The following is an 8,682-nucleotide window of genomic DNA, read 5'->3' as shown; positions in this document are numbered from 1 at the left end:
TCGCCTGCCATCAGGCGTTGAATCGCTTCCTGACGGAAGCTGGCATAATCAAAGTCTTTTTTCCCCTTTCCCATTTTGTTGTCAAGTTAAGACATTCTTACTTGACACACTTTACTGAACACTCTCCTTTTTTAAAAGCTATCTCTTGTCCATCACGCGTAAACTGGAGCAGATTATTGCTCATCTCCCGTTTAACTTTCGGTGCATCCTGTAACCCCTCAATAGCCTTAAGGAAACGCTCTAGAAAACCTGGTACATCTTCTTTGCCTGGAAGCTTTTCTAAGTATGTCTCAAATATTTCTTTTGCAAAATCTTCATGGCTCAACGGTGGATCACCGATCAAATGTATCGCCCCTTTAACCATATCAAGGCATAGTGTCAAATTATCCTCCAGATCATTAATTAAAGTAATAGCATCCATTATGTTACGTGCAGGTGTTTATTGTGATAGTTTTATAGGCGGGGTTGGCTAACCGCTATGTCAAAGTGTTAAGTAGGCGGCCAGACGTTGTATTAGTTGGCGGTGCATCTGGGCGGGTACCTGTCCTATTTGCCCTAAAATCTGGGCATCCGCAACGGTGCTGAGGAAACCGAGCCGAACTACAGACGCAACCCTTAGGCCGTTGCTCTGGTCGGGTTGAAGTACCTCATCAAAGCCGGCTATGTACTGGCGTAGCTGAGAAGACAGACCACAGACCAAGTAATCTCCATAACCCGGCATCTGACGCAAGACTAGTGCGGGCCGCCGTTTGGCTGTTCCGTCAGACTGGGGCAATTCAGTTAATACAATTTGACCCTCTCTCATTGCGGCCGGTAGTTGGGGTTGCGTTCCTTCAGGTCTGTTTCATCGTATTCCGGTTCATCATCGCCGTAAGCCCGGCTTAGGTTTATCGCAGACGCATGTAGGAACTCCTGATGCTCATAGTCAAAGCTCTCCGGCGCTGCCTCTATCTGGCCTAAGAGGGCAGTGACTAAAGGACTTACCGCCGGGTCCAAATTCCTTAAATCGATGGTCAATACGGCCGGTTGCCCGTTAGGGTCGGTGATCACTGAAATGCCTTGCATATTGGTGTATTTGCGTTAAATCTGTCGAGATCGTTTCGAGTGGGTACTCAGGCTATCTTAAAGACAGCCTTACGCTCTACGGGTGCCGGCTTGCCTGAGAAGTGGGGATGATCCAGCAGCATTATGGCGTTCTGCTCGCTGGTGACCTTTATATACTTCAAGAACATAGACTCCGACTTATGGCCGGTAATCTTCATGATCGAGACGGTTGGAACACCGGCCAAAAATGCGTTTGTACTGAAGCTTCTGCGAGCGGTATGGGTCGTTATCAACTCCCATTTTTCAACGTTCTCTGTGATTCGTACCCCGCCTTTTGTTCGGGTGCGTTGTACCGGCTCCTTCAGTTCGGCCTTTTTGCCTAAGTCCTTTAGGTATTCGTTAAACTTCTGGTTGGATAACGTACGCGGCAAAACGCCGTTGTACTTGTCGAGTATAGCCTGAACATTAGCGTTCAAGGGTATAGAGACCTTTGCCCCTGTCTTCTGGGTGGTAACCGTTAAAATCCGTCCCCCGAACCGTCCCCCACTTGCGATGTTTTGCGGCTGTAGCTGTGTATAGTCGGAGAACCTTAACCCTGTATAGCAACCAATCAGGAACAGGTCGCGCACCCGGTCTAAACGTGAGTCTTGAGATAAGTCAAGTTTGTAGAGGGCTTGCAGTTCGACGTCGTTTAAGTAAACCGCGTCAACCTCCTCCTCAATCTTGCGGAACTCCTTTTGCTGAAAGTCGGTGTTCTGGTGCAACCCATCGCGGTACGCGTACTTCAGCAACATCTTTATGCCATTCAGTACCGCACCTATATAGTTGAGGGTTTTCCCCTGTGCAGTCAGGTACTTTTTCAACGAGTCGTAGAACGACAGCGTAAAGGCATCAAAAGCCAGAGAGCCGTTGGTTTTGCTCTGGTAGGCAACTATAATGTTTTTAAACTTGAGAAAGTTAACCAGCGTACCTGGTGAGAAATGCGCGTTCTTGGCGTTCAGCCTTTTTCCGGCTCTGGCCTCTTTCACGAACCGCTCTATATAGTCTGTAAAGGTTTCGGGCGCAGGGGCAGCGTCTTTGGTCGGTTTAGCCTTTTTGGTACGCTCTAAGGCTGTATCTAGGTGTTGTTTTATTACTTCGTTGTCGAACGGGATTTGCGCAAGTTGCAGTGTGTTCAAGACCTTCAGCAGGGCCGAACGTTGCCGCTGCAAGAGCGTGTTTAAGTTCTGGTTTTCTGCCAGGTCTTTTTTATTCCGGATCTTCTTAGCCTCCGTTATAGCCTCCTGCTCTTTGGCATCCCACATGAACGGGTGAACGCTAAGACCCGTAGAGGTAATAAACCGGCCGTTGTCGTAACGGAATACAAGGTAGATGAGGGTAGGGCGGTCTGACTTTGCGTCCTTCAGCAGGAACTTAACGGATTTGTCCCGTATGGTTTTCATAAGTGTAACTTGGTTTGGTCACTACCAAGATACGCAAAGAAATAATACAGGTGACGGAATAGGTGACGGATTTTCTTTATTTCTCTTAATTATTTATCGTAAGGAGCGATAAAGAAAAAGGGCTAACCAGTTGATTTTTAGCTATTTTAGCTCTTTAACTGATTAACCCAAATTAATAAAATGTGATCCCGTTTGGATTCGAACCAAAGACCGTCTGCTTAGAAGGCAGATGCTCTATCCAACTGAGCTACGGGACCAAACAAAAAGAGTTTGAAGTTCGATGTTTGAAGTCTAAAGTTCACCAACTTCAAACTACTAACCAAAAACTTCAAACTCTTTTGTAGTCGGGGTGGCAGGATTCGAACCTGCGACCACCTGGTCCCAAACCAGGTACGCTAACCGGACTGCGCTACACCCCGAAGGTCTTTTGAATTAAGAATGATGAGTTAAGAATTATAACTCGTTTCCCAAGGCACCCCCTCTTAATTCATAACTCTTAATTCTTCACTCTTAACTCTCGGGCGGAGAGGGCGGGATTCGAACCCGCGGTACCCTTTAGGGGTACGACAGTTTAGCAAACTGCTCCTTTCGGCCACTCAGGCACCTCTCCGTATTGCCCTGTCGTGCAATTGGGACACAAATATAGAGGTTTGTAGAGCTATTCCCCAAAAAATAATGCTAAAATCTTTATTTAACCGTTAATTTCGCATTATAGCCGTCGGGCTGCATATGGCTAACCGCTTTCCCATCAGTCTGGTACAGCGTATCCGGTATTTCTTATTGCATGAATTGGCTTTATCGTTTTTCTGTTACCGAGTGGAGCATTGTCGCCCTGTTTCTGCTGTTATACGGCCTGTATTTTTCCCGTACCTTCCGGCTCGCCCGCCAGTTGGGCACGTCGGCCAGGGCGGTTATTCCCAAATTCTTTCTGCGGAGCAGTTACCTGCTGCTGCTGCTGATGGCTCTGCTTGGTCCTTCCTTTGGTGAAGCCGAACGCAGCGTTACCACCCAGGGTCGCGACATCTACCTGCTGGTCGATATTTCCAAATCGATGGATGCCACCGATGTAGCGCCTACCCGACTCGAACGCATCAAATACGATATTCAGCAACTGACCGATACCTTAGCCGCCGACCGCTTCGGCCTGATCCTGTTCTCCACCGATGCCTTTGTGCTGTCGCCCCTCACCGCCGACCATGATGCGTTTAACCGTATGCTCCGCGATGCCGGCACCAGCCTCTCCCCATCCGGCGGCACCGACCTCTGCTCGGCCCTCGAACTGGCCCGCGAGAAGCTGATTACCGACCCCACTACGCAGCAAAGTGCGAAAGCCCTGGTGCTGTTCAGCGACGGCGAAGATTTCGGTACCTGCGACCGCTCAGCCCTGAGCCGCTTACGGACCTACGCCATTCCGCTGTTTACCGTCGGCGTCGGCACAGAGTCGGGCGGCACCATCCGGAAAGGCCGGGATTTTGTCCGTGACGATCAGCAGCGTATCGTGCGCACCCGGCTGGATCGGGAAACGCTCCAGCGGCTGGCATCCGACGGCCGTGGGCAGTACATCGAAGCGGTCGCCAACAGCCAGTATATTGCCGATCTGGCCGGGGCCCTGCACGCTTTGCAAGGCCGGACCATCGACCGGCGCCTGATTGCCGTCTCGACCAACAAATACTATTACTTTCTCACTGCGGCCCTGCTGCTGATCGCCATCGACCTGATCGTTACCGTGCGTACGTTCAGTATCTAACATCCACTTTTTTCCACTATTTTTGGCACCACGATCCTAAGCTGGTATGACGCATCTGCTCATCTTTATTTTTCTTTCCCTGTGGCAGCACCGCTCCATCGACCAGATTTCGCGTCATAACCTGGCCCGGAAAGAAGCCGAAGCAGCCTATACCGCCGGCACCTATAAAGTGGCGGCCGAGCGGTATGCTTACCTGAACCGCTCCCCGGCCGATGGAGCCGTGCGGCTGAACGCCGGTCATGCGTATTTTCGGCTCAACCAGCTTGACCTGGCCCGCGAGCAATACGAAGCGCTCCTCCGGCAGGATGATCCGGAACTGGCTTCTATGGCGGCTGTTCAGTTGGGCGTTATCGCTTGTTATCAGCGCGACAGCGCCACCGCACTGACTTTTTTCCGGCAGGCGCTGCTCCAGAATGCCAATAGTGAACCGGCACGGTATAATTTTGAGTTAATACACCGACAGTATTCGGGTAAACCGCCGGCCGGAGAGCAACCACCACCCCCCAGAAAAGCGGAGCAGCCGACGCAGGCGTCTGCCCTCAGCCCGTCGGCGGGGCGTGTAGAGCATTCGGAGCGCCAGGACGAACAACTGAATCGCTTTGGTGAGTTGAACATGACGGAGGAACAGGCCCTGCATCTGCTCAATGCCATGCAGGGGAATGACCTTCCTTTTTCAACGCTGAGGCCGTTTCGGGGCGGGCGCTCCGGCAATTCGTCGGCATCCCGAAACAAAAACAGGTGGTAATTTTCATCAACAACTGCATATACATTCATGAACGAAGTAGTTATTATATCAGCCGTCCGCACGCCCATCGGTAGTTTCGGTGGGGTACTGGCAGCGCTGTCGGCCACCGACTTAGGAGCCGCGGCCATTAAAGGCGCGCTGGAGCGGGCGGGCGTGCAGCCCGATCAGGTGCAGGAGGTGTACATGGGCAATGTGGTTTCGGCCAATGTGGGGCAGGCTCCGGCCAAGCAGGCGGCCATGAAAGCGGGCCTGCCGGTTACTATTCCCTGCACAACTATCAATAAAGTATGCGCATCGGGCACGAAAGCCATTATGCTGGCGGCCCAGGCTATTCAGCTGGGGCAGGCCGATATTATCGTGGCCGGGGGTATGGAGAGTATGTCCAACACGCCTTACTACGTACCCAAAGCCCGCTTCGGCTACAAATACGGTAATGGTGAGCTCATCGACGGCCTGGCCCGAGACGGTCTGGTGGATGTGTATGACCAGTGTGCTATGGGCGTTTTTGCCGATGCTACCGCCCAAAAATACAACATCAGCCGCGAGGTTCAGGATGCCTACGCCATTCAGTCGTACCGGCGGTCGGAGGATGCCACGCAAAGCGGCCGCTTCAGCGCCGAGATCGTGCCGGTAGATGTTGCCGGTCGCAAAGGCACCGTTACGGTAAGCGAAGATGAGGAATACAAGCATGTGATTTACGATAAAATACCGTCGCTGAAACCGGCCTTCACGCCCGACGGCACCGTTACGGCGGCCAATGCCTCTACCATCAACGACGGAGCCTCGGCGCTGGTGGTGATGAGCCGGAAGAAAGCCGACGAGCTGGGGCTGAAGCCGCTGGCCCGTATTCTGGGCTATGCCGATGCCGAGCAGGAGCCGGCCTGGTTTACCACCGCGCCGACGAAAGCCGTACCCAAAGCCCTGGAACGCGCCGGCCTGAAAGCCGAAGACATCGACTATTACGAAGTCAACGAAGCCTTTGCGGTAGTGCCGCTGGCATTCAGTGAGGTGCTGGGTATACCGCAGGAAAAACTGAACGTCTTCGGTGGCGCCGTCTCCATCGGTCACCCGCTGGGCGCATCCGGTGCCCGCATTGTGACCACGCTGACCAATGTGCTGCACCAGCACGGCGGCCGCTACGGAGCCGTCGGCATCTGTAACGGCGGTGGCGGGGCATCGGCGCTCGTTTTAGAAAAGCTATGATAATAGTTTGAACGGGGCCGCCCGGCGGTTTGAGGTTTGACGTTTGAGGTTGCTCCGCCAGCGCACCTATATAACCTCAAACCTCAAACCTCAAACCTCAAACCAAAAGATGTCCATTCCACAAACCAACTTCCAGTTCGACGGGCAGACCGGTTTTTACCGGGGCAAGGTCCGTGATGTATACCATTTTGATAACCACCCCGGCGGTCCGCTGCTGGTGATGATAGCCAGCGACCGGATTTCGGCCTTCGATGTGGTACTGCCCCGGCCTATTCCGTACAAAGGGCAGGTGCTGAACCAGACGGCTGCCCACTTTCTGCGGGCTACGGCCGACATTGTGCCCAACTGGCTGCTCGATGTACCCGACCCCAACGTGAGCGTGGGTCTGAAGTGTACGCCCTACCCGGTCGAGATGGTGGTGCGGGGCTACCTGGCAGGCCATGCCTGGCGGCAGTACCGCGCCGGCTACCGGACGCTCTGCGGGGTAGCGCTGCCCGACGGCCTGCGCGAAAACGACCGGTTGCCGGAACCCATTATTACACCCACCACCAAAGCCCACGAAGGACACGATCAGGATATATCGCGGGACGAAATTATTGGGCAGGGGCTTGTCGGCGAAACCGAGTACACCCAGTTGGAGCAATACGCCCTGGCGCTGTTTAAGCGCGGCACCGACATGGCAGCCGGGCGGGGGCTGCTGCTGGTAGATACCAAATACGAGTTTGGTGCACAGAACGGACGAATTTATCTGATCGATGAAGTGCATACGCCGGACTCGTCGCGGTATTTTTACGCCGATAGCTACGAAGCGAACCTGCACAGCGGTTCTCCGCAGAAACAATTGTCGAAAGAGTTTGTTAGAGAATGGCTGATCGCGAATAACTTTCAGGGTAAGGCGGGGCAGACCATTCCGGCTATGGCTGATGAATGGATCAGTCAGATTTCGACGAGGTACATTGAGCTATACGAAACCGTAACCGGTGAGTCGTTTTTGAAGGCCGACGCCGTTGATCCACTCTCTCGTATCGAAGACAATATCCGGCAGGCATTGGCAAAAACTTATGTCTAATAACTGTTTCACCATGAATTACACGATTGAAAAAACCGAACAGTACGCGCTTATCCGATTAACCGATAACCAGTTCGGCGGGGAAGTACCGGCATCGTTCGAAACCCTGAGCCGCAACCTCTTTCGCGAAGGCTACAGCAACCTGATTGTCGACATTGAACCGGTACAGTCGGTTGACCCGGCCGGCGTCAATTCACTCCGGAAAATAAACCGGCAGTGCAGCAATGAACTTGGCCTTCTGGTTCTGGTTACTAAAAACGAGGACTTGATCGACTTCCTGGATTCGGCCAACATTGCCGACCTGACCATTCTGCCGACGGTAGAAGAAGCCATCGATGCCGTGTTCATGCACGAACTGGAGAACGATTTCCGCAATGAGGAAGAGGATGAGTATGACGGAGAATTTGGTAACGGCCGGGATGCCGATTTCTGACACGGAGAGCCCCAGACCATCGTCACTGACTTTTACGCTTACCATCCTGGGAGCCGGTTCGGCTACGCCCACGCTCGGGCGGCATCCGACGGCTCACCTCCTTACCCATAATACCGAATATTACCTGATCGACTGCGGAGAAGGTACGCAATACCGGCTGCTTGAGCAGAAGATCCGGCCGGGCCGGCTGCACCATATTTTTATCAGTCACCTCCACGGCGATCATTATTTTGGGCTGGCCCCGCTGCTATCGTCGCTCAACCTCGCCGGCCGCACCGAAGATCTGCACCTGTACGGCCCCAACGGCCTGGATGAGATCCTGACGACTATTTTCCGGTATTCGGATACCCGGCTGGGCTACCCGCTACATTTCCACCCGGTTGATCCGGTCACCCCAACGGTGCTGGCCGACCTGCCGGAGCTGACCATCTCCTCGGTTCCGCTGGAGCACCGCATTGCCTGCTCCGGCTACCTGTTCCGCGAAAAAGCCCGCAAGCCCAAACTGCTGCGCGATAAACTGCCTGCCGATGTGCCGGTTGAATACCTGAAACAACTGAAAGAAGGCCACGACATTATTGACGGACAGGGGCAGGTGATCTATGCCGTCGAGGACTACACCACGCCCGGCCCTCCGCCCCGATCCTACGCGTTCTGCTCCGATACCCGGTACAGCGAGCGGCTGATCGAACAGGTCCGGCAGGTGGATCTGCTCTACCACGAGGCTACCTTTCTGGAAGACAATGCCCAACGGGCGTATGAGGTTTTTCACTCAACCGCCCGGCAGGCAGCCACCATTGCCCTGAAAGCGGAGGCCGGTAACCTGATTATCGGCCACTTCTCGTCGCGCTACAAACAGTTCCAGCCGTTTCTGAACGAAGCCCGTCAGATTTTTCCGCACACCTCGCTGGCCACAGAAGGCCTCCATGTCGAAATTAAAGATTGGCAGTATTGATTTTATTTCCTAAACTGCCGCCTGAATTACCCTTAATGCATTTCGGA

The 8,682-nt window shown here is 53.5% G+C and carries 10 protein-coding genes and 3 tRNA genes; 6 read left to right on the top strand and 7 right to left on the bottom strand.

The genetic code is table 11. The features are described 5' to 3' along the window. Positions 1-97: 97 nt before the first annotated feature. The 7 genes from ABD931_RS08600 to ABD931_RS08570 form a co-directional block, all read right to left on the bottom strand. Positions 98-421, bottom strand: coding sequence for a hypothetical protein (locus ABD931_RS08600; RefSeq protein ID WP_345265963.1), 324 nt, complete (start codon positions 419-421; stop codon positions 98-100). Positions 422-481: 60 nt separating this feature from the next. Further along, positions 482-805, bottom strand: a complete 324-nt coding sequence (locus tag ABD931_RS08595) for a type II toxin-antitoxin system PemK/MazF family toxin (RefSeq protein ID WP_345265961.1) — start codon at positions 803-805, stop codon at positions 482-484. Further along, positions 802-1,065, bottom strand: coding sequence for a hypothetical protein (locus tag ABD931_RS08590; protein WP_345265959.1), 264 nt, complete (start codon positions 1,063-1,065; stop codon positions 802-804). Before ABD931_RS08590 ends, ABD931_RS08595 begins: the two co-directional genes overlap by 4 nt. A 47-nt stretch (positions 1,066-1,112) precedes the next feature. Then, complete coding sequence (locus ABD931_RS08585) at positions 1,113-2,486, bottom strand: site-specific integrase (RefSeq protein ID WP_345265957.1); 1,374 nt, start codon at positions 2,484-2,486, stop codon at positions 1,113-1,115. 183 nt (positions 2,487-2,669) lie between these two features. After that, positions 2,670-2,743 (bottom strand) — tRNA-Arg (locus ABD931_RS08580). A gap of 87 nt (positions 2,744-2,830) precedes the next feature. After that, positions 2,831-2,905 (bottom strand) — tRNA-Pro (locus tag ABD931_RS08575). A 103-nt stretch (positions 2,906-3,008) separates the two neighbouring features. Next, positions 3,009-3,096: transfer RNA gene (locus tag ABD931_RS08570), tRNA-Ser, on the bottom strand. Between the two features lie 174 nt (positions 3,097-3,270). Between ABD931_RS08570 and ABD931_RS08565 the strand changes: the two genes are divergently transcribed. The 6 genes from ABD931_RS08565 to ABD931_RS08540 all read left to right on the top strand — a co-directional run bounded on the left by ABD931_RS08565 (position 3,271) and on the right by ABD931_RS08540 (position 8,635). After that, entirely contained in the window at positions 3,271-4,233 is a 963-nt protein-coding gene (locus ABD931_RS08565; RefSeq protein ID WP_345265955.1) for a vWA domain-containing protein, read from the top strand. Between the two features lie 46 nt (positions 4,234-4,279). Then, the gene (locus tag ABD931_RS08560; RefSeq protein ID WP_345265953.1) at positions 4,280-4,978 is read left to right on the top strand and encodes a hypothetical protein; all 699 of its coding nucleotides are present in this window, start codon (positions 4,280-4,282) and stop codon (positions 4,976-4,978) included. A 27-nt stretch (positions 4,979-5,005) separates the two neighbouring features. Further along, positions 5,006-6,181, top strand: coding sequence for an acetyl-CoA C-acyltransferase (locus ABD931_RS08555; protein WP_345265951.1), 1,176 nt, complete (start codon positions 5,006-5,008; stop codon positions 6,179-6,181). 109 nt (positions 6,182-6,290) lie between these two features. After that, a complete protein-coding gene (locus ABD931_RS08550) occupies positions 6,291-7,250 on the top strand; it encodes a phosphoribosylaminoimidazolesuccinocarboxamide synthase (RefSeq protein ID WP_345265949.1) in 960 nt (319 codons plus the stop codon). Positions 7,251-7,263: 13 nt separating this feature from the next. Then, a complete protein-coding gene (locus ABD931_RS08545; protein ID WP_345265947.1) occupies positions 7,264-7,683 on the top strand; it encodes an STAS domain-containing protein in 420 nt (139 codons plus the stop codon). Beyond that, positions 7,637-8,635, top strand: a complete 999-nt coding sequence (locus ABD931_RS08540) for a ribonuclease Z (protein WP_345265990.1) — start codon at positions 7,637-7,639, stop codon at positions 8,633-8,635. The genes ABD931_RS08545 and ABD931_RS08540 overlap by 47 nt, the downstream gene beginning before the upstream one ends. Positions 8,636-8,682: the final 47 nt, after the last annotated feature.

The organism is Nibrella viscosa (genome assembly GCF_039541875.1).
Classification (GTDB): Bacteria; Bacteroidota; Bacteroidia; order Cytophagales; family Spirosomataceae; genus Nibrella; species Nibrella viscosa.
This window is presented reverse-complemented; position numbering and strand designations above follow the sequence as displayed.